The organism is Bradyrhizobium ottawaense, assembly GCF_900099825.1.
Classification (GTDB): Bacteria; Pseudomonadota; Alphaproteobacteria; order Rhizobiales; family Xanthobacteraceae; genus Bradyrhizobium; species Bradyrhizobium ottawaense_A.
Genome location: NZ_LT629693.1, coordinates 2,556,207 through 2,583,016, shown reverse-complemented (window position 1 = coordinate 2,583,016; position 26,810 = coordinate 2,556,207). Strand labels below are relative to the sequence as shown.

At 63.8% G+C, this 26,810-nt stretch carries 32 protein-coding genes; 13 read left to right on the top strand and 19 right to left on the bottom strand.

The features are described 5' to 3' along the window. Nucleotides 1–88: 88 nt before the first annotated feature. A complete protein-coding gene (locus BLR13_RS12030) occupies nt 89–382 on the bottom strand; it encodes a DUF4282 domain-containing protein (protein ID WP_074823961.1) in 294 nt (97 codons plus the stop codon). A gap of 202 nt (nt 383–584) precedes the next feature. Between BLR13_RS12030 and BLR13_RS12025 the strand changes: the two genes are divergently transcribed. From BLR13_RS12025 to BLR13_RS41080, 3 genes are all read left to right on the top strand, one after another. Further along, nucleotides 585–1,043 carry a MaoC family dehydratase gene (locus BLR13_RS12025; RefSeq protein WP_074823963.1) on the top strand — a complete coding sequence of 153 codons (459 nt, stop codon included), beginning with the start codon at nt 585–587 and terminating at the stop codon, nt 1,041–1,043. Nucleotides 1,044–1,048: 5 nt separating this feature from the next. Beyond that, nucleotides 1,049–1,531, top strand: a complete 483-nt coding sequence (locus tag BLR13_RS12020; RefSeq protein ID WP_074823964.1) for a MaoC family dehydratase — start codon at nt 1,049–1,051, stop codon at nt 1,529–1,531. A 130-nt stretch (nt 1,532–1,661) separates the two neighbouring features. Next, nucleotides 1,662–1,805, top strand: coding sequence for a hypothetical protein (locus BLR13_RS41080; RefSeq protein WP_171944967.1), 144 nt, complete (start codon nt 1,662–1,664; stop codon nt 1,803–1,805). Nucleotides 1,806–1,874: 69 nt separating this feature from the next. On the opposite strand, the gene BLR13_RS41075 is transcribed toward BLR13_RS41080, so the two are convergent. From BLR13_RS41075 to BLR13_RS11995, 6 genes are all read right to left on the bottom strand, one after another. Then, nucleotides 1,875–2,012, bottom strand: coding sequence for a hypothetical protein (locus BLR13_RS41075; protein ID WP_171944968.1), 138 nt, complete (start codon nt 2,010–2,012; stop codon nt 1,875–1,877). A gap of 226 nt (nt 2,013–2,238) precedes the next feature. Beyond that, nucleotides 2,239–2,658 carry a hypothetical protein gene (locus BLR13_RS12015; RefSeq protein ID WP_074823966.1) on the bottom strand — a complete coding sequence of 140 codons (420 nt, stop codon included), beginning with the start codon at nt 2,656–2,658 and terminating at the stop codon, nt 2,239–2,241. A 173-nt stretch (nt 2,659–2,831) separates the two neighbouring features. After that, nucleotides 2,832–3,746, bottom strand: coding sequence for a hypothetical protein (locus tag BLR13_RS12010; RefSeq protein ID WP_074823968.1), 915 nt, complete (start codon nt 3,744–3,746; stop codon nt 2,832–2,834). Between the two features lie 215 nt (nt 3,747–3,961). Continuing rightward, complete coding sequence (locus tag BLR13_RS12005) at nt 3,962–4,396, bottom strand: nuclear transport factor 2 family protein (RefSeq protein ID WP_074823970.1); 435 nt, start codon at nt 4,394–4,396, stop codon at nt 3,962–3,964. Between the two features lie 199 nt (nt 4,397–4,595). Then, entirely contained in the window at nt 4,596–4,862 is a 267-nt protein-coding gene (locus BLR13_RS12000) for a hypothetical protein (RefSeq protein WP_074823973.1), read from the bottom strand. Nucleotides 4,863–5,054: 192 nt separating this feature from the next. Further along, nucleotides 5,055–5,501: a nuclear transport factor 2 family protein gene (locus BLR13_RS11995; RefSeq protein ID WP_074823977.1), complete on the bottom strand. Its 447-nt coding sequence runs from the start codon at nt 5,499–5,501 to the stop codon at nt 5,055–5,057. A 286-nt stretch (nt 5,502–5,787) separates the two neighbouring features. Here BLR13_RS11995 and BLR13_RS11990 point away from each other — a divergent pair, with 286 nt between their 5' ends. From BLR13_RS11990 to BLR13_RS11980, 3 genes are all read left to right on the top strand, one after another. Then, the gene (locus tag BLR13_RS11990; protein ID WP_074823980.1) at nt 5,788–6,033 is read left to right on the top strand and encodes a hypothetical protein; all 246 of its coding nucleotides are present in this window, start codon (nt 5,788–5,790) and stop codon (nt 6,031–6,033) included. Nucleotides 6,034–6,231: 198 nt separating this feature from the next. Continuing rightward, nucleotides 6,232–6,423 carry a hypothetical protein gene (locus tag BLR13_RS11985; protein WP_074823982.1) on the top strand — a complete coding sequence of 64 codons (192 nt, stop codon included), beginning with the start codon at nt 6,232–6,234 and terminating at the stop codon, nt 6,421–6,423. A gap of 903 nt (nt 6,424–7,326) precedes the next feature. Continuing rightward, on the top strand, nt 7,327–8,934 hold the full coding sequence (locus tag BLR13_RS11980; protein ID WP_074823984.1) for an IS1182 family transposase: 1,608 nt from the start codon (nt 7,327–7,329) through the stop codon (nt 8,932–8,934). A gap of 205 nt (nt 8,935–9,139) precedes the next feature. On the opposite strand, the gene uvrB is transcribed toward BLR13_RS11980, so the two are convergent. From uvrB to BLR13_RS11955, 5 genes are all read right to left on the bottom strand, one after another. Further along, nucleotides 9,140–12,139 (bottom strand): excinuclease ABC subunit UvrB, encoded by a 3,000-nt coding sequence (gene uvrB / locus BLR13_RS11975; RefSeq protein WP_074823986.1) that lies wholly within the window; start codon nt 12,137–12,139, stop codon nt 9,140–9,142. 180 nt (nt 12,140–12,319) lie between these two features. Further along, complete coding sequence (locus tag BLR13_RS11970) at nt 12,320–12,535, bottom strand: hypothetical protein (RefSeq protein WP_074823988.1); 216 nt, start codon at nt 12,533–12,535, stop codon at nt 12,320–12,322. 11 nt (nt 12,536–12,546) lie between these two features. Further along, complete coding sequence (locus BLR13_RS11965) at nt 12,547–12,762, bottom strand: hypothetical protein (RefSeq protein WP_074823991.1); 216 nt, start codon at nt 12,760–12,762, stop codon at nt 12,547–12,549. A 120-nt stretch (nt 12,763–12,882) separates the two neighbouring features. After that, complete coding sequence (locus BLR13_RS11960; RefSeq protein WP_074823994.1) at nt 12,883–14,106, bottom strand: NAD(P)-binding domain-containing protein; 1,224 nt, start codon at nt 14,104–14,106, stop codon at nt 12,883–12,885. Continuing rightward, entirely contained in the window at nt 14,096–15,001 is a 906-nt protein-coding gene (locus BLR13_RS11955) for a LysR substrate-binding domain-containing protein (RefSeq protein WP_074823997.1), read from the bottom strand. The genes BLR13_RS11960 and BLR13_RS11955 overlap by 11 nt, the downstream gene beginning before the upstream one ends. Nucleotides 15,002–15,255: 254 nt before the next feature. Between BLR13_RS11955 and BLR13_RS11950 the strand changes: the two genes are divergently transcribed. Next, on the top strand, nt 15,256–16,017 hold the full coding sequence (locus BLR13_RS11950) for a sulfite exporter TauE/SafE family protein (RefSeq protein ID WP_074824001.1): 762 nt from the start codon (nt 15,256–15,258) through the stop codon (nt 16,015–16,017). 21 nt (nt 16,018–16,038) lie between these two features. Beyond that, a complete protein-coding gene (locus BLR13_RS11945; RefSeq protein WP_074824004.1) occupies nt 16,039–16,299 on the top strand; it encodes a hypothetical protein in 261 nt (86 codons plus the stop codon). Here BLR13_RS11945 and BLR13_RS11940 read toward each other — a convergent pair. After that, nucleotides 16,280–16,855, bottom strand: coding sequence for an SCO family protein (locus BLR13_RS11940; protein WP_074831614.1), 576 nt, complete (start codon nt 16,853–16,855; stop codon nt 16,280–16,282). The two genes, BLR13_RS11945 and BLR13_RS11940, sit on opposite strands and share 20 nt — an antisense overlap. 74 nt (nt 16,856–16,929) lie before the next feature. Continuing rightward, nucleotides 16,930–18,045 (bottom strand): MBL fold metallo-hydrolase, encoded by a 1,116-nt coding sequence (locus BLR13_RS11935; protein ID WP_074824008.1) that lies wholly within the window; start codon nt 18,043–18,045, stop codon nt 16,930–16,932. 222 nt (nt 18,046–18,267) lie between these two features. Here BLR13_RS11935 and BLR13_RS11930 point away from each other — a divergent pair, with 222 nt between their 5' ends. Both BLR13_RS11930 and BLR13_RS11925 read left to right on the top strand, forming a co-directional pair. Further along, a complete protein-coding gene (locus BLR13_RS11930) occupies nt 18,268–18,975 on the top strand; it encodes a glutathione binding-like protein (RefSeq protein WP_074824011.1) in 708 nt (235 codons plus the stop codon). Nucleotides 18,976–19,118: 143 nt separating this feature from the next. Further along, nucleotides 19,119–19,814: a glutathione S-transferase family protein gene (locus BLR13_RS11925; RefSeq protein ID WP_074824016.1), complete on the top strand. Its 696-nt coding sequence runs from the start codon at nt 19,119–19,121 to the stop codon at nt 19,812–19,814. Nucleotides 19,815–19,837: 23 nt separating this feature from the next. On the opposite strand, the gene BLR13_RS11920 is transcribed toward BLR13_RS11925, so the two are convergent. Together BLR13_RS11920 and BLR13_RS11915 are read right to left on the bottom strand one after the other, a co-directional pair. Further along, nucleotides 19,838–20,440, bottom strand: coding sequence for a hypothetical protein (locus tag BLR13_RS11920; protein ID WP_074824018.1), 603 nt, complete (start codon nt 20,438–20,440; stop codon nt 19,838–19,840). Nucleotides 20,441–20,586: 146 nt separating this feature from the next. Further along, nucleotides 20,587–21,378: a crotonase/enoyl-CoA hydratase family protein gene (locus tag BLR13_RS11915; protein ID WP_074824022.1), complete on the bottom strand. Its 792-nt coding sequence runs from the start codon at nt 21,376–21,378 to the stop codon at nt 20,587–20,589. An 85-nt stretch (nt 21,379–21,463) separates the two neighbouring features. On the opposite strand from BLR13_RS11915, the gene BLR13_RS11910 reads away from it, so the two are divergent. Continuing rightward, nucleotides 21,464–22,072: a TetR/AcrR family transcriptional regulator gene (locus tag BLR13_RS11910; RefSeq protein ID WP_074824025.1), complete on the top strand. Its 609-nt coding sequence runs from the start codon at nt 21,464–21,466 to the stop codon at nt 22,070–22,072. 76 nt (nt 22,073–22,148) lie between these two features. On the opposite strand, the gene BLR13_RS11905 is transcribed toward BLR13_RS11910, so the two are convergent. From BLR13_RS11905 to BLR13_RS11895, 3 genes are all read right to left on the bottom strand, one after another. Then, entirely contained in the window at nt 22,149–22,649 is a 501-nt protein-coding gene (locus tag BLR13_RS11905; RefSeq protein WP_074824028.1) for a peptidoglycan-binding domain-containing protein, read from the bottom strand. A 270-nt stretch (nt 22,650–22,919) separates the two neighbouring features. After that, a complete protein-coding gene (locus BLR13_RS11900; protein WP_074824030.1) occupies nt 22,920–23,603 on the bottom strand; it encodes an HAD family hydrolase in 684 nt (227 codons plus the stop codon). Further along, the gene (locus BLR13_RS11895) at nt 23,600–23,803 is read right to left on the bottom strand and encodes a cysteine-rich CWC family protein (protein WP_074824031.1); all 204 of its coding nucleotides are present in this window, start codon (nt 23,801–23,803) and stop codon (nt 23,600–23,602) included. Before BLR13_RS11895 ends, BLR13_RS11900 begins: the two co-directional genes overlap by 4 nt. A gap of 100 nt (nt 23,804–23,903) precedes the next feature. On the opposite strand from BLR13_RS11895, the gene BLR13_RS11890 reads away from it, so the two are divergent. Both BLR13_RS11890 and BLR13_RS11885 read left to right on the top strand, forming a co-directional pair. After that, nucleotides 23,904–25,496, top strand: a complete 1,593-nt coding sequence (locus BLR13_RS11890; protein WP_074824034.1) for a DUF1800 domain-containing protein — start codon at nt 23,904–23,906, stop codon at nt 25,494–25,496. 5 nt (nt 25,497–25,501) lie between these two features. After that, complete coding sequence (locus BLR13_RS11885; RefSeq protein WP_171944969.1) at nt 25,502–26,749, top strand: DUF1501 domain-containing protein; 1,248 nt, start codon at nt 25,502–25,504, stop codon at nt 26,747–26,749. The last annotated feature ends 61 nt before the right edge of the window (nt 26,750–26,810 follow it).

The window sequence follows — 26,810 nt, the reverse complement described above, 5'->3', positions numbered from 1 at the left end:
GGTGCTGTCATTCCGGGGCACGCGAAGCGTGAACCCGGAATCTCGAGATTCCGGGTTCAATGCTGCGCATTGCCCCGGAATGACCAATTCACCGCATCTGCCCCTGATCCCGTATCGCGCCGAGATGCTCGTTGATGCGGAATACGATCAGGATGAACTCCGCGGCGATGCGCGAAAACACGATGCCGACCACGACGCCGGCGATCGAGGACAGCAGCAGGATGAAGCCGCCGAACGGGCTGATCGCCATCGCGGCCAGGCCCGAAAAAATTCCGGAGATGCCGAACAGGATGATCAATCCGATCACCAGCCAGTAGAACGTCTTGATGATCGTGGGCGTGATGAAGCGGTCCCACTGAAACAGATCCTGAAAATCGAACATCGGTGGTTCTCCCGGCGATCCAAATATGATTCGTGTCCAGCCTGGTTCGTGACAGCACAGGGCTAGCTCCGAAAAGGGCCTTGAGCAAGCGCGCGAACGAGCCATGCGCGCGGACGGGTTGAGATTGCTGCAAATAACGGCCACAATCGGGCTTCTCCGCCCTAAATCCGCAATCCGAATCCGCGATCCAAAATCTCAGGTCATGACAACGCTCACCTTCGAAGACTTCAAGCCCGGCCACTTCGGCACGTACGGTCCGCGCCATGTGACGCGCGAGGAGATTCTGGCTTTCGCCGGGGAATACGACCCGCAACCGATGCATCTCGACGAAGAGGCCGCCAAGGCGTCGATGCTGAAAGGCCTGTCCGGTTCGGGCTGGCACCTTTGCTCGCTGCTGATGCGGATGATGTTCGACGGCTTCATCAGCCGCACCGCGTCGATGGGGTCGCCCGGCGTCAACGAATTGCGCTGGCTGGCGCCGCTGCGGCCGGGTGACGATCTGATGGCCGACATCGAGGTGGCGGAAGCCAGGGTTTCGCGCAGCCGCCCGGATACCGGCATCGTAACGTTCAAGAGTGTGGTCCGCAACGCGGCCGGCGTGACGCTGTGCGAGATGGTGTCGCCGATCATCGTGCGCCGCGCCGATGCGGCGGCGGAGTAGCCCCGATGCGTTTCTTCGAGGATATGGAAATCGGCGTGCGGCGCGAAGTGGGATCGTTCACCTTCACCGCCGAACAGATCAAGAAATTCGCGGCGCAATTCGATCCGCAGGCCTTTCACCTCGACGAGGAGGCGGGCCGGAAATCCCTGTTCGGCGGATTGGCCGCGTCAGGCTGGCACGTCGGATCGGTGTGCATGAAGCTGATGGTGGCCGACGGCCAGCGCATGAGCAAGGAAGCGGCCGCGCGCGGCGAGGAGATCGCGGTCTGGGGGCCGTCGCCGGGTTTTCGCGAGCTGCGCTGGATCAAGCCGGTATTGGCCGGCGACACCATCAGCTTTTCCAGCGTCATCGAAGCGAAGCGCACTTCGGAGAAGCGTCCCGAATGGGGCATCCTGCAGGCCCGCAATACCGGCACCAACCAGCGCGGCGAGCTTGTCTATTCGTTCCTTGCGACCGCCTTCGTGCCGCGACGGAACGCCGGCGCCTGAGCCAACATGGTTACCGAATTGCGCCGTTAATGGATTGGTATTGATGAATCCGTGGAACGGTTTTTTCGCTAACGCATTATGAACTTATCCCTGCCATATCGGTCCCAGGGAAAACACCGAGGGGATGACCATGGCAGATCGCAGCGGCCTGAAATTCGTCGGCTTTATCTTCGCAACCATCACCCTTGCGGTGATGCTGACCACCGCCATGGTGGTGAAAACCTATGCCGACGGCGGCTACTCGCTCGAGAGCAGCGCGATCGCCAGCCGGTAGTCTGAGAATTCGCTGACCACAGGCATCGACTCGCGGGATCGGGTTCGGCGAGAAAATTCCGCCGGACCATCAGTGGCTCCAGAGCAATCCCATCACCACCACGAATATCAGCAGCAGTCCGACAAACCGGATCATGATGCTGGCCATGCTGTGCTGTGAACGCTGCAACGGAATCGGATCTGCGTTATCCGGCCGGACGCTTTCCATCAAGAATATCCCCAAAATTCCAGCCCAGATCCCCATCGTGAGGCGAGGGCGCCTGCTGTTGGTCGCAGCTCACAGCCGGCAAGTTCAAATCGATTTGGCAGTCTTTTGTTTTGACGCGCTTTCTCGACGTGAAGCGCTATTCGCTTCACCCGGAAACGCCCAAATCAAAACCGCCGCGCTCCATTAGCAGGAGGCGGCGGCAGGTCAAGTCTTGACCTAGTGGCGGCTAGCTGTTGCGCAGACCGTCGGCGGCGCGCTTCCACTGCGTGACGTTGTCGGCGATCATGCGCGTCGACTTCATCGCGGCCTGGCTGAGCTGGGCATAGCCCGAGATCTCGCGCTGAACACGCTGGCCTTCGGCATGCAGCAGGTCACGCAGGCTTTCGAGTTCCGAAATCAGCTTCTCGATTTCCGCAAGCGAGGTTCCGGCGACGCGCTGGATCAGCGAGTTGACACTGTTGACGGTGGCCTCGGCGGTCGCGTCGAGCGGCACGGTTTCCGGGCTCGGCACCGACGGACGGCGCAGATAGGCAATGTCGTTGCGGACGAAGTCGCGAATGCCGGCTTCGACCTCGGACACCGCGGCGAGATCGCTGTCGACTTCGGTGTTTGATTCAATTTCTTCGGAACGAATGGTAGCGTTCATCGGCTATTCCTCTGTTTCGCTTTCAAGCGAGCGCGGACGTCCCCCGCACGACGAAGTGGTACGGCGCCATCTGGTCTGCCGATTTTGACCGCATCTGGGCCAATATGCGGCAATGCTGGATCATTCCTGGGGATTGCCGGAAAAGGGAACGATTTCAGCAGGAAGGGCTGCGCTTACCAGCTGCGCTTGAAGCCGGCGCTGAGACTCTTGTTGACGGCGCCGGTCGAGGTCTCGCCGATCGAGCCCGAGATGGTGACGCCGTCGAACAGCTTCTGCTCGGCGCCGACCTTGCGCAGCCATTTGTCGTCGTTGCTGGACAGCGTCTGTCCCGCCACGAAGCTGGTGCCGGTATCGGTGACGCTCACCTTCGCCGACTGGTCGGTTTCATACGAGCGCGCCGGGTGGCCGACGATGCCGGGCACCGGCACGATGCCCTGCTGGATCACATTGTAGTCGTTCTTCAACGTCAGCGAATATTGCTCGCTGAGCGGCAGCGATTTGCTCAGGGAGGTGCCGAGCTTGGACTGTTCCTGCCCGGGATCGACGCGGGCTTCCACCGCGGTCTTGTCCCAGATCGAGGCCACGCCGGGCGCGGTGATCGCGGCCCAGGCCGTGCCGGAGGATTGCTGCAGGTTGCCGCCATTCGAAAGCTTTTCCGACAGCGCTTCGGACGCGGTCAGGGTGCCCTGACGCGCGACCGTCATGTCGGCGCCGACGCGCGCGTCCCAGAACGGCGTGACGGATTGCTTGACCGACACCGCTGCCGCGCCGTTCGGCTTGGCGTTGTTCGACCAGGTGGCGTCCGCATTGTTACCCTTCGGCGCGGCGCGGCCTTTCGGAGCCGGCCCGGTGAAGGTCGAGGCATCGACATTGAGCTGGCTCCAGTCGAGCTTGCTGACGTCGATGTCCTTCATGATGTCGGCGTCGTTGACATCAGGGGCGGCGGCGGCGGCCTCTTCCGCCGCGGGCATCTCTGCCTCGTCTTCGGCAGGGGGCGTCTGCGCTGCTGCTGCCAGTACAGAAAGCAGGCTGAAGCCGGCCACCAGCGTCAGCAGCCTCGTCCGGCGATATCGTGTCGTGGGAATCATTGCCCGCCTGCATTCCAAGTAGCGCCAAGAATGCGTTCACTCTGGCGCGAAATTATGGCGAAGGCGCCGGAGCGCCGAATCGCCAGGCCATCCACGTCTGTCTTGGGGCTGGAAAAGACAAGACGTGGATGTCCGGCGTCGCCGACAGGTCGCCGCCGTCCGCACAAGGCAGGCAGCGGTGACCGGGCAAGAGGAAGACGAGAGAGACGCGGTCCCTAGACCGCCATGCGCGGCAGGTGGATCGGGTAGCCGACGGTCTGCTCGACCAGGTCGAAGGTGTCGACCAGAACGCGGAAATTGGTCAGCCGGCCGGCCCTGAACTGCGCGAAATGCGCGATCCGCAGGCTGATAGGCTTGTTGGAATCCAGCGCCGTCAACGAATAGCGCATCATCGAGGCTGCCGAATCCACCCCCAGCATGATCGATTCGCGGTCGAAGCGATGGACGCGGACGTTCTCGGAGATCTGCCGGATCACCTCGATCACGGCCGCTTTGCCGCGGCGCGATCCGAAGAACGGAAACATGTCGATCGGGCCATAGATCGCCCAATCGACGTCGTCGTCGAGCAGGGCTTCGAGGTCGGCAGGCTGGCGCTCGTTGATCGCGCGATGCAACGCGCGTGAGAAACGCCAGAGACTGTGCTCTGTCATTTGGGTGGTCCCTGAACTGGATTTCAAAAACAGCGAGCGCGCCCAAATAAGCGTCGTCATCGACGCCGGGCGGGATGGCTTAATTCATTAGTGCACTAACAATAGGAGCTCTTTGCCAAAGTACAATTGACGTTTTTGCATTGCACAAATGCAATGGTTTCAGTCATTTGCGTGTGATCAGGGGCCGTTAAGCGCTTGTTTAGCGGTCCCGGCGGCCTACCGGCTCGCGTTCGATGGCGATTTCGGCGTCGCGGATGGCGATCACGCCGAACAGCAGGGCGCCGCCGATACCGCCGATGGCGGCGCCGAGCGGCATGAAGGTGAAGAACACCAGCATCCCGCTATAGCCTTCAAAACTCGTGGTTTTAAAGATTTCCACCCAGGCGAGATCCGCCCCGATCCCGAGCGCTGCACCCCCGAGGGCCCCCAACGCCAAACCCAGCAGAGCCAGCAACGCGATCTTCATATGTGCTTCTTGTCCGGAAACAGCCTTGTGGTGTGTCGCGGCGGAGGCAGCGAGGTTCAATGGGGGTGAGGGGAAATTACTGATGGTTGTCATTCCGGGGCGCGAAGCGAACCCGGAATCTCGAACTTCCCCGGGGTGCACCCCTGAGGTTCGATGCTTCGCATCACCCCGGAATGACGTGACCTAGAACCGCTAGATCTCTTCCGTCTTCCCGGTCAGCACCGCCGACACGTCGCGCTCCAGCACCTGTTCGATCAGATCGAAGGTGTCGATGATTTCCCGGATCTGGGCGATCAGGCCATCGCGCAGCGTGAAAAAGGAGGCGATGTCGAACTGCACCATTCGCCGGTTGCTGCGCTTGCGGAAGAACACGCGAATATGTGCAGCCACCTTGTCACCTTCGGCGACCAGGGTCGGAACCTCCCAGCGCATCTCGGAATACCTGCCGTGAACGGCCGTCCACATCTCGCGCATCGCGGCCTTGCCCTGGCGATGGCCCATATGCGGCAGCAAATCGACCGGGGCGTTGGCGGTGAATTCGATGTCGTCGGTGCAGCGCGCCAGCGCGCCGTCGATGTCGGCGGAATAGAACACTTCGAGGAAATTCAGCACGCGCTTACGGTTGAGCTCCGCGGTCATCCGCTTTTTCTCCGCAGGTGTTGGGCCCGACTCTTGCGGCCGGCTTCTTGATCGGTGGAATAGCACGGCGATCATTCCGCAAAGGTAATCATGGCGGCGGTGCGGCCGGCCCAAAACGGTTAACGGCCGTTAGGTGTACTTTTTCGATAATGTCTTCGCCGATACGCGGGTCAAGCCCGCGGATGACGGGTTGGGCGCGCGGCGGGCGATGGTCCTTGTGGATGTGGGGAACTTCATTCCGCAACCGCCGTTATCAATGTGACATCCATCCCGGAGACATCGCGCCATGAAAACCCCCGCCGCCATTTTCGCCATCGCCACGCTGGCGATCGTTGCCGCCTCGCCGGCCGACGCCAAGGGCTGCCTGAAGGGCGCCGCGGTCGGCGGCGTCGCCGGTCATTATGCCGGGCACCACGGCATGCTCGGCGCCATCGCCGGCTGCGCCTATGGCCGCCACCGCGCCAACGAACAGAACCGCCCGCGGGACCAGCAGCGCCAGACCCAGGCGCCGGCCGGGCAGGAGAAGCTCTAAGCCTTCGTCATTAGGATTCAACGGGTCGCGCGAATGCGCGCCCGATGACAGGCTCCGCGACGAAGCAATCCATCTTGCCGCAGCAAGAAAGAATGGATTGCTTCGTCGCTTCGCTCCTCGCAATGACGCTGATGGTTTCTTCCGGAACCACCCGCCCACTATCCGCATTGTCCCTCTCCGTGAACAACGGAGAACCGCATGACAAAGCCGCTGACCAAAGCCATCACGCCGGTCCCCGACGACAACCAGAGCCACAAGGGCCCGGGCAGCGCGCCCGCCGTTCCCCTCGACACCACCAGGGGCCACCGCGACGACGAGAAGCACAACATGCGCGAGCAGGCCGCGCACGGCAATCTCGTGCAGAACACCAGCCATCGCCGCTCCGGGTGAGCGCGTCGTTCGCGTTTTCCTGAAAACGCTTTTCGGATTCACGTTTCAAACAGCCAAGCTTCAGTTCTATCGCCGTCCCGGCCTACGCGCCGGGACCCATAACCACCGGCTTTGTTGTTACGGGCGATACTAGCATATCGCGTCGATCGAGAGATCACGCGGTATGGGTCCCGGCGCGTGGGCCGGGACGACGGAAATTATCTCCAAACATGAATCTATGTTCTCGCGGCGCGATGCGCCCGAGTGTTGGCTGAAATCTCGTCCCTCGAAAATGAGGGGCGCAGGGAAAGCCGGGTACACGCTGCACCCGCGGTCTCGCGTGCATGATGCACAAAGCAAAAGCGCACACGAGCATACAGGTTCAGCGGAGGCACTCCGACTTTCCCTGCGCAATGGTTTGACGGCTTATGCCGTGCTCGCCCCGGCGACGAATTCGTTCTTGTCACCGTCGCTGACGGATTATGGCTGATCGAACCCGGTCGGGCCGACGTCGCCTCCGCCAGCTTGACATCAGCAACGGATGCCAGGCCCACACGGTTTTGCCGTACGCAGCGGCCCCGTCTTCGCCTAAAGGCTTCGCCGGGCACGCCCGACTCATACCGCAAGCTTCAACTGGGCATTGGCGCCGTTCGTCTGCATGTGCGTGATCGCTCACAGGCCAAGCCCGCCCTGCCATCCCCGTTCACGCCGACGCTGCCGCGTCCACCGCATCCCGCCCCGCGTTTCTGACGATCCGGATACGCCCCTCATGTGGGACGGGATGGCGGAGTTCTAGGCGTGATTTGGGGGAATCGAAAAGAAGAATATTTTCGCGCGGAGGACTCGACCGAGACCAAGCGTGATTTGCCCGTCGAGACTGAGCAAGAACTCGGCCTTTTTGGGATTTGATGTACGATTCGGTTTATGACGAATCGCCCATTCAAGACCGGCGAGAGCCGGGAGCAAGCCAGCCTGCTTCCACCGCGGGTGGAAGACTATGTTGAACCAAACAATCCGGTCCGAGCGATCGAGAGCTACGTTTGCGCCCTGGACCTTGCAAAGCTGGGCTTCCGTCATGCTGACCGAGGCGCGGAAGCAATGGGGCAGCCGCCCTACGATCCGGGCGATCTGCTGAAGCTCTACCTTTACGGATATATCAACCAGATCAGGTCGTCTCGGCGGCTGGAGCGAGAGGCGAGCCGCAATCTGGAACTGATCTGGCTGCTCAGTAACCTGAGGCCTGGTTATCGAACGATCGCCAACTTCCGCAAGGAGAACTGGGCGGCGCTGAAGGCGGTGAACCGCGGCTTCGTGCTGCTGGTTCGCGAGCTTGGACTGGTCGGCGGCAGTGTTGTAGCGATCGACGGCTCGTTCTTCCACGGCGATGCCAGCAAGACGAGTATCTTTACGCGCAAGAGGCTTGCCGAACAGATCGCCAGGCTGGACCTGGAGATCGAGGCTTACGGCAGGTCGATCGAAGACAATGATGCAGCGGAAGCCAACGAACCAAAGAAGGATCGCGCCGACGGTCCAGGTGCTGGCAGCGGAGGGGACGCCGGCGATATCGGCGCCAAAGTATCGGCGCTGATGGCGAAGCGCTCGCGCGCCGAGGCCGATCTGGCTCGGCTAGAAGCAAGCGGCGAGACGCAGTTGTCCGTGACCGATCCGGACGCCCGGCTTCTGGTCAAGAACGGTCAGGCCGTTGCGGGCTACAATGTGCAGAGCGCCGTCGACGACAAACACAAGCTCATTGTCGCAAGCGAAGTGGTGAACGCCAGCAGCGATGTCGGCCAGCTTCACGCGATGGCAAAGGCGGCAAAAGACGCCCTTGAAGCCGAGGCTCTGCAGGCGTTGGCCGACGAGGGCTATTACAGCAGTCTCGAACTGAAGGCGTGCGAGGATGACGGCATCACGGCCTATGTACCGGTGCCGGAGGGCAACGGGCGGCTCGAGAAGCAAGGCCGCTTCAGCCTCAAGGAGTTCAGCTACGATCCCGCAGGCAATGCTTACCGTTGTCCGGCCGGCGAATTGCTGCGTCCGATGGAGGGCCGCTGGCAGAACGCCAGTGGCCGGACCGAGATCCGCTATGCGAGCAGCACCAAGACCTGCGGGGCCTGCCAGCTAAAGGCCCGTTGTCTGAGTCCGAAAGCATCTCGGCGGACCATCGGTCGTTGGGAGCACGAAGATGTTCTCGAACGTCATCGCGCGCGGATGCAAGGTAGCCGCGAGCTGATGCGCCGTCGCTCGGGGATTGTCGAGCATCCCTTCGGCACCATCAAATGCCGCGCCGGCTATCGTCACTTCCTGGTCCGCGGCTTCGACAAGGTCCGCGGTGAATGGAGCCTGATGGCGCTCTGCTACAACTTGACCCGCGTGCTCAACATTCTCGGCTTCGAAGGCTTCATTGCAGCCGTGGTAAAGGCACTCACGTCGCGCAAACGCCCCTTTGGCGCGGTCATGAATGTCCTACAGCGCACCCTGGAGCCGTTCTGGGCGCAAATCGTCCCAAGTCTCTCTGTCCGATTGTCCTAAACCGAGCTGTCCGACTAGCAACGACTTCTTGCTCAGTCTCGTCGGGCAACACAAGCGGTTGGGGGTGGTGGAGTGAGTTTACCGAGCTTCCACCTCGTCCTGCCGGGGCGCGCGAAGCGCGAACCTCAGATGCACTATTGCGCATCGGGGAATCCCAAGATGAGCGTATGCGCAATTTGTATCGGAGGTCTGGCTCTGTGCAGCGCTACCGCTTCTTCCATCCGCCGCGATGCCCCGGCGCGCCGCCGCTGGAGCGCGGCGTCGGGCCGAACTCGGGGCCTGATTGCCGCGAGTCCGTCGGCTGGAAGATCTTGCTGCCGCCACCGAGTTCTGGCTTGCGCGGCTTGGCGCCTTCGGGACGGAAGGGCAGGGACTCCGGGCCGTGCATTTCGTCGAGATGGGGTTTGTGGACTTTGGAGGTCGATGGACCACCCGCGCCCTTCACCCCACCCCGCGCGCCTGCGGCGCGCGACCCCGAGAGCGAGCTTTGCTCGCCTCTGCCCCCTCCAGGGGAGGGTGAAGAAAACCCGCCCTTCTTCTTCATCGCGCTCGCTGGCAAATTCGCGGCGTCGCCGTATTTCTTCGTCCCCGCATAGGCGCCGGCTTTGGCGGCGACGCCGCGTTGCTTGATGGTGGGATCATCGACCACGGCGAGTTCTGTCGCACGCAGGCGTTTGACTTCGTCGCGCAGACGGGCGGCTTCCTCGAAGTTCAGGTCGGCGGCGGCCTCGCGCATGCGGGTTTCGAGATCGCCCAGCACCGCCTCGAAATTGTGGCCGATCGAGATAACGTCGTCGGCCATGCCGCCGTCGCCGATCTCAACCAGCACGTGGTCGCGCTCGTAGACGGAGTTCATGATGTCGCCGATCGACTTCTTGATGCTCTCCGGCGTGATGTTGTGCGCGGTGTTGTATTCGACCTGCTTTTCGCGGCGGCGGTCGGTCTCGGCGATGGCGCGTTCCATCGAGCCGGTCATCTGGTCGGCATAGAGGATCACCTTGCCGTCGACGTTGCGCGCGGCGCGGCCGATGGTCTGGATCAGCGAGGTCTCGCTGCGCAAAAAACCTTCCTTGTCGGCGTCGAGGATCGCGACCAGCGCGCATTCGGGAATGTCGAGGCCTTCGCGCAGCAGGTTGATGCCGACCAGCGCGTCGAATGCGCCGAGCCGGAGATCCCGGATAATCTCGATGCGCTCGATGGTGTCGATATCGCTGTGCATGTACCTGACACGGATACCTTGCTCGTGCAGGTATTCGGTGAGGTCTTCCGCCATCCGCTTTGTCAGCACCGTGACCAGCGAGCGGTAGCCGGCCTGCGCGGTGGCGCGGACTTCGCCGACGAGGTCGTCCACCTGGGTGCGCGCGGGGCGAATGTTGACGGGCGGATCGATCAGGCCGGTGGGGCGGATCACCTGCTCGACGAACACGCCGCCGCTTTCGTTCAGCTCCCAGCCGCTCGGGGTCGCCGACACCGCGACCGATTGCGGGCGCATCATATCCCACTCTTCAAAGCGCAGCGGACGGTTGTCCATGCAGGAGGGCAGGCGAAAGCCGTATTCGGCGAGCGTTGCCTTGCGGCGGAAGTCGCCTTTGAACATGCCGCCAATCTGCGGCACCGTGACATGGCTTTCGTCGGCGAACACCAGCGCGTTGTCGGGGACATATTCGAACAGGGTCGGCGGCGGTTCGCCGGGGCGGCGGCCGGTGAGGTAGCGCGAATAGTTTTCGATGCCGGCGCAGCTTCCGGTGGCTTCCATCATTTCGAGATCGAAGGTGGTGCGCTGTTCCAGCCGCTGCGCTTCCAGCAGGCGGCCGTGTTTGTTGAGTTCGTCCAACCGCAGCTTCAACTCGCCCTTGATCGACTTGATCGCCTGCACCAGGGTCGGCCGCGGCGTCACATAGTGCGAGTTGGCGTAGATCTTGATGAATTCGAGATCGTCCTGGCGGTGGCCGGTGAGCGGATCGAACTCCTCGATATTCTCCACGGTGTCGCCGAACAGGTTCACGCGCCAGGCGCGGTCTTCATAATGCGCCGGGAAGATGTCGATGACGTCGCCGCGGACCCGGAAGGTGCCGCGGGTGAAATCCGCCTGCGTTCGCTTGTACTGCAGCGCGACGAGGTCGGCGATCAGTTGCCGCTGGTCGATGCGCTCGCCCTTCTTCAGCGCGAACGTCATCGCGGTATAGGTCTCGACCGAGCCGATGCCGTAGATGCAGGACACCGAGGCGACGATGATGACGTCGTCGCGTTCCAAGAGCGCGCGCGTCGCCGAGTGGCGCATGCGGTCGATCTGCTCGTTGATCGAGGAATCCTTCTCGATATAGGTGTCGGTCCGCGGCACATAGGCCTCGGGCTGGTAGTAGTCGTAATAGGAGACGAAATATTCCACCGCATTGTCGGGGAAAAAACTCTTGAACTCACCATAGAGCTGCGCCGCCAGCGTCTTGTTCGGCGCCAGAATAATGGCCGGCCGCTGCGTCGCTTCGATCACCTTGGCCATGGTGTAGGTCTTGCCGCTGCCGGTGACGCCGAGCAGAACCTGGGTGCGGTCGTTGCGCGCGATGCCCTCGACCAGTTCCTTGATCGCGGTCGGCTGGTCGCCCTTCGGCTCGTATTCGGACTTGATCACGAAGCGCACGCCGCCTTCGGATTTCTCCGGGCGCGGCGGCCGGTGCGGCGTCCAGATTCGTACCTGGCCGTCGTCGCCCTTGAATTCCGGGCGGCCGTCGCGGATCAAATTCTCCAGCGCGTCGGCGGTGGCCTTGACGCCAAAGGCTTCCATCTTGCTGCGCGGGGGGCGCGCCAGCGCCTCGTCATCGTCCTCCGCGGTCGGCAGGCCCAGCTGCCGCGCCAGTTCGGGGTCGAGCGTCGGGATCGTCGCCGACGTCCCGTAATTCGGCGACTTGAATTCGCTTTGCGGCGCCTCGTCAAAACCTTGCGCATCGCGCTTGGCGACACCTTCGTTGGTTCCCCGCGTCGAAGCCCGCGCGCGGTGCGCGGCGGCCTCGCCGCCGGCGCGGCGATCCCAGGAATTGTCCGGCGGCGGCTGCAGGCCGGTGCCCGAGCCCATGCCGGCATCGCCGCGGTTGAGTGCGGGATTGAGCAGTTCCGCCAGCGCCGGGCCGATCGGCTGCACGTCGGGCCGGTGTGCTTTGGATTTCGGGGTTTTCGCGGGTTTTTTGGGAGTGCCGGGGTTCTTCGCCATAGCGGGAATATGGGGCGAGTCAGGGGCTGAGAAAAGGGCAAAGGGGTGTGGGGATGGCGCGCTGCTGACGTGTTTTGGTTGTCAGTAGATGTCAGTAAGGCGAGAAGGAACTCGATCTCCTCTGCACTGCCCACCCCGTCATGCCCGGCATGACGGAAAGTTCTCAAGATGACGGAGCAGCTAAGCCTGCAGATCGTCCGAACCCTGCGCGACCTTGCTGGCTCCGACGACGTCGAGATGAATCCCGCCGCATCGCGTGCAGCGCATGGTCCAGTATTCGGTGTCGGCGCGGCCGGGGATGATGCGCAGCACCGTCAGGTCGGCCTGGCAATCCGGGCAGTTGGTCAGCCGGGAGGGCTGCGCCGACGGTTCGGCCGCGGTCTGGGGCGCCGGCATTTTCGGACGTGCTAGGACGCCGCCGCGAACCGCGGCTTGAAGCGGTCGATATGGGCTATTGCATCCGCGATCGCCGCCTCCGGATCCGGCCAGGCGAAGCCGACTTCGAGCGTCGGAAACGACAGGCCATCGATCACGACCGGTTCCTGATCTGCTCGTTGAATCCTGGCGTGCCACAGGCCTCTCCCCGCCTCGAACGACTGAATTTCAAAACCGCCATAGATCATGGCGAATCTCCCCGGATTTTTGCTCGCAGATAGAAAAACACGGCGCGGCAAGAGCCGATGTGAACGAGTTCACATCGTCAGCACTATTTCCGGGGGTGGCTGGGGCGATCGCGTCGGAAATCAGCCGCGGGCGGTAATATGGTCGGCGAGCGCGGCGGCGTCGTCGCCGACACCTGTCAGGAACGAGGAATTCATCTTCGACAGCCAGGGCAGGCCGAGGAAATACAGCCCGGGCACCTCGGTAATGCCATTGCGGTGCAGGGGATCGCCGTTGGCATCCTTGACCGGAATATCGATCCAGCTGAAATCGAGGCCGTAACCGGTGGCCCAGATCACCGCGCCGATGCCTGCAGCGCCGAGATCGAGGTGCTGCAGGGGGGCGGTGACGCAAGGCGGGTTGGGCAGCGTCGTCCGCGCTTCGGGTTCGTCGGGCAGGTCCAGGCCACGCAGTTTCACGAATCCGTCCACCATGGTGAGGAAGGTGGTGAAGACGAGGTCTCCGGCTATGAGGCTTTCGGCAAGACCCGTCGCGATTTCGATCACGCCACCGCGCGCCGACTGCAGATGTCCGAGCAGCGTCATGCCGTCGGCCGCGTAACGGCGGAAGTCGATGGTCTGGCCGCCATAGGCGCCCGAGATTACCGGTCCCAACGCCGACGCGCCGCGCTGCGCGGTCGGGGTCTGGTCGATGCCCATCTCGGCGAGCCACCAGATCAAATCGCGGCCGCGGTAACGGCGCGGCAGCCGGCGGTGGGTTCCGACCGAAAGATAGACGCGGCGTCCGGCGCGCTGCAGCTCCTCGGCGATCTGCGCGCCCGACGCGCCGGCGCCGGCCACCAGCACCGCGCCTGACGGAAGCTGTTCTGGATTTTGGTATCGGGAGGCATGGACCTGAAACACCGGATGATCGCGCAGCAGATCGGGGATCAATGCGCGCTGATAGGGGCCGGTGGCGACGACAACATTGCCGGCCTCGATGATGCCGCCGGCGATTTCAGCGATAAAGCCCGACGCGCCGTCGCGGCGGCGCAGCCGCGTCACCTCGACGCCGCAGCGGATCGGCGGTGCGACGAACGCCTCATAGGCCTCGATGAATTTGATGATCTCGGCGGTCGACGCGAAGGCGTCCGGGTCGGTGTGCGGAAACGGAAAATCGGGCAGCCGCACCGACCAGTTCGGAAACTGGAATGTCAGGCCGTCCCAGCGCTCGCTGCGCCAGCGTTCGGCAATGCGCTGCCGTTCCAGCACCAAATGAGACAGTCCGCGCTGCTTGAGCCGGTGGCTCATCACGAGGCCGGCCTGGCCGCCGCCGATAACAAGCGTGTCGACGCGTTCAACCGGCATGGCGCGCGCCCTTGCGGCGCGCGGCGGGCTCCGCCGCCGCGCGAATGATCCAGCGCCGGAACGCGGCGAAGTCGCGCTGCTCGGTGCGGAAGCTGCGATAGACCAGGTACCAGCGCATGCCCTTGGGCACTCCGGTATCGAACGGCGCCACCAGCCGCCCGGCGGCGAGGTCGTCGTCGATATAGGGGCGGATGCCCATCGCGATGCCAAGCCCGTCGACGGCGGCCTGCAGCGCCTGGCCGTAGAACTGAAACTCCGGTCCGCGCGCGGTGACGCGGGCGACGCCGGCGGCCTTCAGCCAGGACGGCCAGTCGTCAGGCGAATGCGCGACGCGCAGCAGCGTCGGGCCCTTGAGGTCGCCCGGGCGCTTCAGCGCGTTGGCAAGCCGCGGCGCGCAGACCGGCGTCAGGTCGGCGGCGAATAACGGCTCGGCGATCAGGCCCGGCCACTCGCCGTCACCGAGCTTGATGCCGCAGCTCCAGTCGTCGCCGAAGGGTGCTGCCGCGCCGCCGGTGGTGATGCGCACCTCGATGTCGGGTTCCTGTCTGCGAAAATCCGCCAGCCGCGGGATAAACCAGCGCATCGCAAAGGTCGGCCCGACGCCGATGGTCAAGACCCGCGCGCCGGACGGCGCCGTCACCTGCGCGGTCAGGCTCGCCAGCGCGTCGAAGATCGGCGTGAGCCCGCTCTGATAGGCGCGCCCTGCGGCCGTGGTCGCGAGACGGTTGGCCTTGCGCTCGAACAAAGCGACGCCGAGCCGCTCTTCCAGCAAATGCACCATGCGGCTGACCGCGGCCGCCGATACGTTGAGCTCATGGCCGGCCGCGGCAAAGCTGCCGCTCCGCGCCGCTGCCTCGAATGCCTTGATGCCGTTGAGAAAGAGCAGCCGCCGCATACTAATGGTCCGATTCCAGCATTCGCACTCTTTCAGCACCGCATTCTTTTGCGAATGCTGGAAGCAAAGGACCATTAGAAAATAAAGAATCTAGTGGAGCCTCTGGATTTGACATTCGCATCGAGGTCCTGCGGCGAGGTGGCGGGCGAATGTCAAATACGCTCCACTAGCCTCAGGAAAACTGATGCCAGGGCAAGATAACTCAGTTTGCGCCCCCGGTCCAAGCGCGGCAAAAAGGAGATAGGGGGAATCCAATGACGCCGCTTCTGATCGCCGCACTGGGCTTGCTGATGGTCGCGACCGCGTTCCTGTCGGGCCTGTTCGGCATGGCCGGCGGCATGATCCTGATCGGCGTGCTCCTGACCTTCATGCCGCTGCCGGCTGCGATGGTGCTGCACGCGATCACGCAGATGGCGTCGAACGGCTGGCGCGCCTTCCTGTGGCGCGCGCATATCCGCTGGCGGCCGGTCTCGGTCTACCTGATCGGCTGCGCGCTCGCGCTCGGCCTGTGGTCGCTCACCCGCTATGTGCCGGACAAGCCGATCGCGCTGCTGTTGCTCGGCGTCACCCCATTCATGGCGCGGCTGATGCCGAAGGACATCAAACCCAATCCGGACAGCATCTGGCAGGGTACCTTCTACGGCACCGTCTGCATGGGGCTGATGCTGATGACCGGGGTGTCCGGCCCGCTGATGGACACGTTCTTTCTCGGCGGCAATTTGGGCCGCCGCGAGATCGTCGCGACCAAGGCGACCTGCCAGGTTGCCAGCCATTTCACCAAGCTGATCTACTTCGGCGGCATCATCGACCAGGCCGCCACGCTCGATCCAGTATTGGCGGCGGTGGCGATCGCGGCCTCGATGCTCGGCACCACGCTGGCGCGGCGCATCCTGGAAGCCATGAGCGACCAGCAGTTTCGCACCTGGGCCGGGCGGCTGATCACCACCGTCGCCGGCTATTACATTCTCTATGGAAGCTGGCTGCTGCTGTCGCGTTCGAGCGCCTTTGCCTTTTGATACAGGAGAGGAGAACGTCCGATGACCGATCCATCAGACCCGCTGGTGCTGGATCTCGTCGAATGGGTGGCGCGCGAGCCCAGGCTCTATTCAGAAGTAATCGAGACCTGGCGAACTTCCTGTCCAAGGCTGACGATCTGGGAGGACGCCATCGACCGCGGCTATGTCGCGCGCCGGCCGACCGTGGAAGGACTGCGGGTCGCCATTACCGAGGGCGGTGAAAAATTCCTGCGCGAGCACGGCCGCTTCATGCAACGGGATCCTACCGCGCCGGTTCGGTGAGGCGCGGCCGGATGATTTCCACCATGCGGTCGGCCGAGGTGCCCGGCGGGAAGAAGCCTAGATAGTTTCCGTCGCGGTCCATCAGATAGATGTAGGCGGTGTGATCGACGGTGTAGTCGGCCGGATCTTTGCTGGCCTCGACCCGGGCGTAATAGACCTTGTAGGCGTCGGCGGCCTTGCGGATCGCCTCGGCGCTGCCGGTGAGGCCAATCAGGCGCGGATGAAACATCGGCACATATTCGGCGAGATGCTGCGCGGTGTCGCGCTCGGGATCGACGGTGATGAACAGCGGCTGCACGCTGTCAGCCTCGGCGCCGAGTTTGTCGAGCGCCAGGCCGATCGCCTGCAGGTCGGCCGGGCAGACATCGGGACAATAGGTGAAGCCGAAATAGACCAGCATCAATTTACCGCGAAAGTCGCTGTTGGTGCGAGGCTTGCCGGTGTGGTCGGTGAGTTCGAAGGGGCCGCCGACCGGCTCCCTGTTCCACATCAGGATGTCCATGATCTCCGCCGCCGAGCGCGCCGGCGCGTCGGCGGCGACGGCCGGCATCAACATCAGCCACAGGCCGATGCCGATCCGGCAGGCGGCGCGGCAGATCACATGCCCGAAGATCAGATCACGGCCAAAGCTCATATTCCGAAGGTGAGGCGGCTGCCGGTGGTGGTCACGAGCACCTTGTCGCCCATCTGCGCGGTCGCCTCCTGGACGAAATTCAGCCCGCTGCAATGCATCGGGATCAGCACATCGGGCTCCAGCGCCTTGATCTCGGTAACGACCTGCTTGAGATAGTCCGCCGGCGCGGGTCCGAGATGAAAGCCGCCGACGATGGCGTGAATCTTCTGGATGCCGGAGACTTCCTGCGCCTGCTTGACCGAATTGACGATGCCGACATGGCCGCAGGAGGAGATCACCACGAGGCCCATATCGCGCACGTTGAAGCAGGTCGCATGCTCGTGGATGTGCTCGTCGGGCACGATCTTGCCTTCCATCTCGGCCGGCAAATAGTGACCGATGTTGCAGCCGAGGCCGTCCTTGATGCCAAACTCGACCCAGGTCTGCGGCAGCACGCGTTCAATGCTGCGGCGGGTGATCTTGCCGGTCGTGAAAGCGTGCCCCGCGATGACCGTCGGCGTTTCGCACAAGACGGTCGTGACCTTCTGCGAGGCGAGCTGGCGGCGGTCGAGCGCGCCGAAGTCGGTAAACTGGCCTTTGGTCGGCGTGGCGTTGACGCGATGGCAGAAATTGTCCTCGCCGCCGGCATAGAGTTTGACGTCGGCCGGAAGCTTGTCGCGGAACTTGTCGAGGAAGCCGAGCAGGCCGCCGAAATGATCGTAATGCCCGTGGCTGACGATCAGCGCGTCGATCTTGGATGGATCGACCCCGACCAGCTCCATGTTGTTGATCAGAACCTCGGGCGTATAGCCGTAGTCCAGCATCAGCGTGCGCTGGCTGCCCGCGGCCTCCGACTCCAGCCACAGCGACAGGCCCCATTCGCTGTGCAGCGGCTTGCGGAAATCGGCGCCCCTTGGCGCCGGCGTGATCGCGACGCCGCTGGCCTGCTTGGGGCGGAAGAACTGGTCGAAGCTGGAATCGACCAGCACCTTGATCGACAATTTGTCCACCGTCGGGACCGCGATCGGTGCGGCGCTTGCGATCTCGACGCAGGAAAATGCGCTGGTGGCTGCGATGCCGGCGAAGGCGGCGGACGCTTTCAGAAAATCGCGGCGGGCGAGGTTCTCGGTCATCGGATATCCTCCAAATGATGTGTCGTGAAATTCGCCAAGTGTCACGGCAAGCTGCCGCGGCGAGCTTATGTGCAATCGCGCGTCCGCTCAACAAGCCGGCACACCAAACTTCTCATCACATTCGCGCGCGACCGTGGCGGCGGCATTGACAGGGGATGCCGATCCCGCTCAAATCCATGCATCCGCATCCTTTTCGAGATGCGCACAGGGACAGCAACGCCGATGATTGATCTCCATTACTGGTCCACGCCGAACGGCCACAAGATAACGATCTTCCTCGAAGAGGCCGGCCTGGAGTACAAGATTTTCCCGGTCGTCATCGGCAAGGGCGATCAGTTCAAGCCGGAGTTTCTGGCGATCGCGCCGAACAACCGGATCCCGGCGATGGTCGATCACGCGCCGAAGGGCGGCGGCAAACCGATCTCGATCTTCGAGTCCGGGGCGATGCTGCTGTACCTAGCGGAGAAGACCGGAAAATTCCTCCCCGCCGACCTCTACGGCCGCTACGACGCGATCCAGTGGACGTTCTGGCAGATGGGCGGGCTCGGCCCGATGGCCGGGCAGAACCACCACTTCCGCAATTACGCCGTGGAAAAGCTGCCTTACGCCATCGACCGCTATGTCAATGAGACCAACCGGCTCTATGGCGTGCTCAACAAGCGGCTCGCCGACCGCGAATTCATCGCCGGCGATTATTCGATCGCTGATATGGCGAGCTATCCCTGGATCGTTCCCTACAAGAACCAGGGCCAGAACATCGACGACTTCCCGCATCTCAAGCGCTGGATGGAAACCATCGGCGCCCGCCCTGCGACGGAGCGCGCCTATGCCAAGGCGAAAGAGGTCAACCCGAATTTCGGCCAGCCCGCGATCCGCACCGAGGAAGAGCGCAAGCTGCTGTTCGGGCAAACCGCAGCGGTGGTGAAGTGACGCGCTAGCGCGTCATACGCGGGCTTGACCCGCGTATCCATCTTCTCGAAAAGATGGATTGCCGGGAGCGCAGACAAGTTTACGTAGTCTGCGCAAAGCAGACTACTGTGCCCAGCAATGACGGACAAGTGCGGGGCAACTCCATGTCACTCAAACTCTTCGAACTCGTTGGATCAGACGCCGGCCGCCCGTTCAGCCCGTTCTGCTGGCGGACGCGGATGGCGCTGGCGCATAAGGGGCTGTCGGCGGAAACGATACCGTGGTGTTTTACCGAGAAGGAAGCGATCGCGCCGCACAAGTCCGACAAGGTGCCGGTGCTGCTCGACGGCGAAACGTCGGTGGTCGATTCCTGGGCGATCGCGAATTATCTGGAAGACAGCTATCCGGACCGGCCGTCGCTGTTTGGCGGTGAGGGCGGCCGCGCCATCGCGCGGATGCTGAACTGGTGGGGCGATCTGAGCATCGTTGGCGGCATCTTTCCGCTGATCATTGCCGATATTCCGCTGAATCTGAAGCCGGTCGACGCGGCCTATTTCCGCAAAAGCCGCGAAGCGCGCTTCGGCAGGCCGCTGGAAGAAATCATGGCGGGCCGCGACAAGGCGGTCGAAGGCTTTCGCAAATCGCTCGACCCGCTGCGGCTGACCTTGAAGACGCAAACGTTTCTCGGCGGCGCCGCGCCGAACTACGCCGACTATATCGTGTTCGGGCCGTTCCAGTGGGCGCGCGTGGTGTCGCCATTCAGACTGCTGGCCGAAGACGATCCGGTCCACGCCTGGCGCGAGCGGCTGTTCGATGCGTTCGACGGGATGGCGCGGAAGTCGCCGGGCTATCCGGCATAAGCAGGCGTTCAGCCGGCGCACCGTCAGCGATTGGCTGTTGGCGTCTGCGCGGGCCTGGACGCTCGAGTGGTTCTGTAAACAGGTGCCTGGGTCTGGCAGGCCGGCAGATATCCCGGCCGGAGGGCGGGGCCGCCGAACCGCAGCATGTCGTAGCGAATTGACTCCGGAAAGTCCGCGATTGTGATGCCGGGCTGGTCGAATGCCTGCGCGACAGCGTCCGTGACGCGCTGGTCGAGCGGCGTCGAAAAGGTGGCGACTGCGGCCTTCAGCTTTTCCTGGCTGCACACGATCGGCATGTTCGCGAGCCTCGGACAGTCCAGCTTGATCTGCCAGGCATGGACATAGGCCGTCAGCGCCTCGACGAGATTTTGCTTCATGGTGCTGTCGCACGGCGACAGCGCAAATCCGGTCGCGGCCTGCAGTGCTTCGTTCTTGATCGTATCGAGCGAGCGCATGATACGCTCGTTCTCCCGCTTCTTGTCCTGGTCATCCCTGACACCGTGATCGCCGGTGGCGAATACCGTCTGCCACGCGCCGATGCCGACGGGGAAGCCGCGCGCGGCCCATGATACGCCGGCAAACGAGGCCACGAAAGCCATGGCCACATAGGGGTAGATTCGTTTCATCGACCCGACTCATCCCAGGATGCTTCTGCAGTTTAAATGCAACCTGTTAACGGACCGGCCATTGCCGGTTTCCGTCCGCCCATGACGTTCATGCGATCACAAACGCATCGCTAAGTTTTCAGCTAAACTTTGAGCGAATGCCGGCGTCAGCGGCCGGTATAGTTCGGCGACCGTCGCTCTCGCCACGCGGCGAGGCCCTCGGTGAGGTCGCCGGTCGGCACCATCGCGGCGAACTGCTCGCTTTCGGCCTGCAGGCCTTCGCCGATGGCCATGTTCAATCCGCGGGTCACCGCGGTGAGGATGCTGCCGACCGCAAGCGGCGAGTGCCGCATGATGCGTCCGGCGAGTTCGCGCGCCGCCGGCAATAATTCCTCGTGCGGCACCACTCTGTTGACGAGTCCGATTTCGAGCGCACGGGCCGGCGAGAAGGGGGCGCCGGTCAACAACATTTCCAGCGCGCGTTTGCGCCCGGCCAGCCGCGGCAGCCGCTGGGTGCCGCCGAACGTCGGCGGCATGCCGAGATTGATTTCGGGCTTGGCAAAGGAGGCGCGCTCGCTGGCGATGGCGAGATGGACGGCTTCGGTGATCTCGCAGCCGCCGCCGAACGCCAGTCCGTTGACCGCGGCAATGACCGGCTTTTTGAACGCTTCCAGCCGTGCGGTCATGGCCTGTCCGCGTCGGACGAAGTCGCGCACCGCGATAGTGGCGCCCTCGCGAACACTACCGGAAAATTCGTGGATGTCGGCGCCGGCGGAAAACGCGCGTTCGCCGGCGCCCGTGAGCACCACGACGCGCGCACTGGTTTCGACTTCGATCTGATCCACCGCGGCCATCAGGCGGTCGATCAGTTCGTAATTGAGTGCGTTGAGCTTGTCTGGCCGGTTGAGCGTGATCAGCGCAATCCCGTCCTTGATTTCGAGCAATATGGTGTCGGACATTCGGGTCGTCTCCGGTGCAGCGGTGCGCGCAGCATAGGAGCGGGCCCGGATTGAGTATATTCACTGGTTAGTATACATCACGGTCATGGCACGATCGGCAATTCCGACACGCGAGCGCATCATCTCGGCGGCGAGTGCGCTGTTCTATAATGACGGCATCAGGGGCGTCAGCGTCAACGCGGTGGCGGCGAAGGCCGGCATCACCAAGCGCACGCTGTATTATCATTTCAGGAGCAAGGACGATCTGGTGGCGGCCTATCTCGCCGGCCGCGATCAGCCCAATCTCGCATTGTTCAAGCAATGGTTCGCCGAGAAGGACGATGGGTTGCCGGCCCAGGTCGAGCGAATCTTTCGCAACCTGGCCCGCGCGGCGCGGCATCCGAAATGGAAGGGCTGCGGCTTCCTGCGCACCTCGGCCGAACTCGCCAACCTGCCCGGACATCCCGCGATCAGGATCGGCGCCGCCCACAAGAAGAAGTTCGAGGAGTGGCTGCGCGCGACGTTCTCGGCGGCCGGAATTGCCGAGGCGTCAAAACTGTCGCGCCAGATCCTGCTGCTGCTCGACGGCTCCTTCGCCGTCGTCCTGCTGCACCGTGATCCCAGCTACATGGAAACCGCCGGCGAGGCCGCGCGATCATTGACGGCGGCAGCACTTCCGGCGCGTGCGAAATCCTCGGCGAGGCGGGGGCGCTAGAACCGGCAGCGCGTTCGCATCATCTCGCGCACGGCGCCGAGGTCGGGCACCACGGCCGCGCAGTTCGCGCGCGGGGTCACCTGCGCCCGAACAGTCCACCCACCACGCCGCCAATCAGCCCACCTGGACCGCCACCGCCGCGGTGGTGGTGAGCCCCACCTCCGCCGTGACGACGGGCCGGACGGTCGCCATCGGATTTGTCGCTGTCAACGATGCTGGCGTTCGCCACCGAGACGGACTCGGTCAGTAGCGCCTGATGCTGCAGCGTGTTGAGGTAGCCGGTCTTGGGATAGCCTCGTGCCGCCTGCCAGCGCGCGATAACGGCGCGGGTCCGATCGTCGAACTTTCCGTTGATCTTGGTGTCGAAGCCGAGGCGGGTCATTCGGCGCTGCACGTCGCGACGCCTTGCCTTGTCGAGGCCGATCTGATCTTCGGTTTCCTGAGTTGCTTCGTCAGCAAAGATCGCCGGATCGGCGGATGCCTGCAGGTCGCGGTCGGTCGTACTCGGACCGGCTTTGGCAACATTTGCGCTGACGAGAATTCCGAGGACAAAAAGTGCGAGGATCGAGACACGCATGGGTGTATTCTTCCCTGATCTTGAAGTCTCAATGATTTCGCATTGAAAGTCCGCGTCGATTCAAGCGCGCCGCCGCCAAACGCGAACGTCCGGCGAGCGGCGTCCCATCAAAGGCCAACTTCAGCTTCCTCGCTGGTCAACTGTTGTCCGGATCACTTGTTCCGTATCGCGCGTCGATTGTTGCGCTGCATTGCACATCCAGAGCGTCGGGGTGCATGTCGGCTTTAGTCCCGAAGCGGGTGTCGCCCGCACTTACGGTATACGTCCGAGCTAACGCCGCTCGAGCCGGCACCTTGTTCGCAGCATGTCGAGCACCGCGCCGAGGTCGGGCACCACAGCCGCGCAGTTCGCGCGCGAGGCGTCCGTCGGCGGCACCATGTCGGGCACCATGATCGTGATCGCGCCGGCGGCGAGCGCCGCGGTGACGCCGTGGTTGGAATCCTCCACCGCCACGCAGGATTCAGGCTTTGCGCCAAATCGTGATGCCGCCAGCAGATAGAGTTCGGGGCTCGGCTTGCCCTTGACGACGTCGTCGCGGGTCAGGATCGCATGAAAACGGTCGTGGATGCCGGCCAGCCGCAAATGCGCGTCCGCCGTCCGCCGCGACGAGGAGGTGACGATCGCCATCGGATATTCGGCCGCCTGCAGCCCGTCGAGCAGTTCGACCGCACCTCGCTTCAACGGCAGTCCGGCTTCGAAGGTCTCATCCCGCCTTGCGATGAACGCCTTGTTGATGTCGGCGAGCGGAAAGTTGTCGCCGTAGCGCGCGTGCAGCATGGCCTCGCATTCCGGCCCCGGCAGACCGACCATCGCATGGCAGAGCGTGACGACGTCGTCGGTATAGCCATGTGCATGGAGCGTCGCGACCAGGCTGTCGAAATAGACCCGTTCGGTGTCGAGCAGCGTGCCGTCCATGTCGAGCAGGACGGCACTGACGTTCCATGTAGCGGTCATGTTGATGCCGCTTCTGCGGCGCGCGTGGCCGCCTTGCGCAGGCAATCCGGGCAGAGACAATCGCCGCCGTCCGACGGCATCGGCAGCCGGTAGGCTTCGTCCATGCACCAGCACGGTCCCGACAGGTTGCAGCCGAACTCGGCGCCGCAGCCGGCGCAGGCGAGGCGGCGTGCGGGCTGGATTTCTGACCGATTTGTCATGAACGGGGCGGCATTCCTACACGGAATTAATCTCGGGTTCAGCTCGAACGGCGGTATAATCCCGCCCAATATACGCCCGGAAATGCTTAAGGGAAATCGGATGGCCCGCGATTCGCAAGCAGCCCTCGTTGCGCTCAATCGCTTCGGCTTCGGTGCGCGGGGCGGGGCCTCCGGCGATTTCGTCAACGCCGCATCCGATCCGCGCGGCTTCGTCAAGGCCGAGCTTCTCCGTCCCAGCGGGGAGTTGCTCGAAGTTCCCGGATTGCAGTCGACGCCGGCGCTCGGCAAGGCGGTGTTCGACTATCAGTTCGAGATCCAGCAGGCCCGTGACGCCGCCGCCAAGGCAGCACCCGCCGCTGGGACCGAAGCGCCTGCGCAACCGCCGTCGCCGGATGCGAAATCGCAACGGCGAAACCTGTCGCTCAGCAGCATCGCCATGGACATCACGGCAAAGGAGCCGCAGGCCAAAGAATCGCAGGCAAGGGCTGGCGACGGCGCCAATGTGACGATGGCCGATCCTTCAGGTAAGTCTGCCGAGACCATGCAGCCCAATGCGCCAAAACCGCCGCCGCAACAGCTCAACATCATCCAGAAGACGTTTCGCACCGAGGCGCTGGCGCGGCTGCAGCGCGCCACCATGGCCGATTGCGGATTCGCCGAGCGGCTGGTGGTGTTCTGGTCCAATCACTTCTGCATCTCCGCCGGTAAAGGAGGCTTGGCGCGAATGTGGGCGGGCTCGTTCGAGCGCGAGGCGATCCGTCCCCATGTGCTCGGCCGCTTCGCCGACATGTTGAAGGCGGTCGAGCAGCATCCGGCGATGCTGTTCTTTCTCGATAACCAGCAGTCGCTCGGCCCGGACTCCCGCGCCGGGCAGAACCGCAACCGCGGCCTGAACGAAAATCTCGCCCGCGAGATCATGGAACTGCATACGCTCGGCGTCGGCGGCGGCTATTCGCAGGACGACGTGACCTCGCTGGCGCGCATCATCACCGGCTGGACCTATGCGGGACGGCTGGGCCAGCTCGGTACGTCCGGCACCTTCGTGTTCAACGCCAATGCGCATCAGCCCGGCGCGCAGCGCGTGATGGGCAAGATCTATGAAGCCAACGGCGTGGCGCAGGGCGAGGCGGTGCTGGCTGATATCGCGCGGCACCCGTCGACCGCGAAATTCATCGCCACCAAACTGGCGCGGCACTTCGTGGCCGACGATCCGCCGCCTGCGCTGGTGGCGCGGCTGACGGACGTCTTCGTCAAGTCCGACGGCGATCTCAAGGCGCTGGCGACGGCGCTGGTGGATTCCGACGAAGCCTGGCAGGCGCCGCTGACCAAGATGCGCTCGCCTTACGAATTCCTGGTCGCCAGCGGCCGGCTGCTGGCACAAATTCCCGGCGATCCCGCCCGCTATCTCGGCGCCCTCAATGTGCTGGGGCAGCCGCTATGGGCGCCCGCCGGGCCGAACGGCTTTCCCGACAGCAACGCGGCATGGGCCGCACCCGAGGGCATGAAGCTGCGGCTCGATATCTCGGCGCAGATCGCCTCGCGGCTGGCCGACGGCATCGATCCCCGCGCGCTGCTCGAACTCGCCGCCGCGGACGCAGCCTCCGAGGAGACGCGGCGAACCATCGAGCGCGCGGAATCGCGGCAGCAGGCGCTGGCGCTGTTATTGATGTCGCCGGAATTCCAGAGGAGATGACACCCATGGAAACCACACCGACGGAAACCATGAATTGCTGCGAAGGCCTCAGAGCTTCAATCACGTCGCGGCGCGCGCTGTTGCTCGGCGGCGCGTCGTTTGCGGCCTGGGCCTATTTGCCGAAATTCGCGCGGGCCGCCGACGGGCGCGATCCGCGGCTGGTGGTCATCATCCTGCGCGGCGCGCTGGACGGGCTTGCCACCGTGGCCCCGATCGGCGACCCCGATTATGCCGGCCTGCACGGCGCGATCGCGCTGACGTCATCAGGCCCGAACGCGGCGCTGCCGCTGGATTCGTTCTTCGCGCTGCATCCGTCGATGCCCGAATTCGCGCGGATGTACCGTGACAAGAAGGCCGCGGTGGTTCACGCGGTGGCGACGTCCTATCGCGACCGTTCGCATTTCGACGGACAGGACGTGCTCGAAAGCGGTTTTGCCGGGCCCGGCCGGGTCCAGTCCGGCTGGCTCAACCGGGCGCTGGAATCGCTGCCGCGAGGCGAGCGGGTGACGAGTGCGCTCGCCGTCGGTCCGACCACGCCTTTGGTGTTGCGCGGCACAGCACCAACGGTCGGCTGGGCGCCGGTCGCGCTGCCGCAGGTCGCCGACGACACCGCGACGCGGTTGGCCGAACTCTACAGCCACCGCGATCCGGCGCTGGCGGCGGCGCTGACGCAAGGGCTCGCGCTCGACAAGGCGGCGCAGGGCGACGACATGAAGCCGAAGCCCGGCACCAATGGCGCCGGAGCGATGCGGCTGGTGGCGCGGGGGGCGGCAAAACTGATGACGGCCGATGACGGCCCGCGGATCGCGGCACTTGCCTTCGACGGCTGGGACACCCACGCCAATGAAGGCGGTCCGGTCGGACGTTTGGCGCAACTGCTTGGCGGCCTCGACGGCGCGCTGGCGGAATTCGAAAGCGGGCTCGGCGAACGCTGGCGCGAAACCGTCGTCGTGGTCGCCACCGAGTTCGGCCGCACCGCGCGCATCAACGGCACCCAGGGCACCGATCACGGCACCGGCACCATCGCGCTGCTTGCGGGCGGCGCGGTGAAGGGCGGCCGGGTGATCGCGGACTGGCCGGGGTTGAAATACGCCAATCTCTACCAGGGCCGCGACCTCGCGCCGACCACCGACCTGCGCGCGGTCATGAAAGGTCTGCTGCACGATCAGTTCGGCCTGGCCGAACGCGTGCTGGCGGAGACGGTGTTTCCGGACAGCGCGGCGGTGAAGCCGATGCAGGGATTGGTGGGGTAGCCTTGCGAATTAGGCGCCGTCATTCCGGGATGGTCCGAAGGACCAGACCCGGAATCTCGAG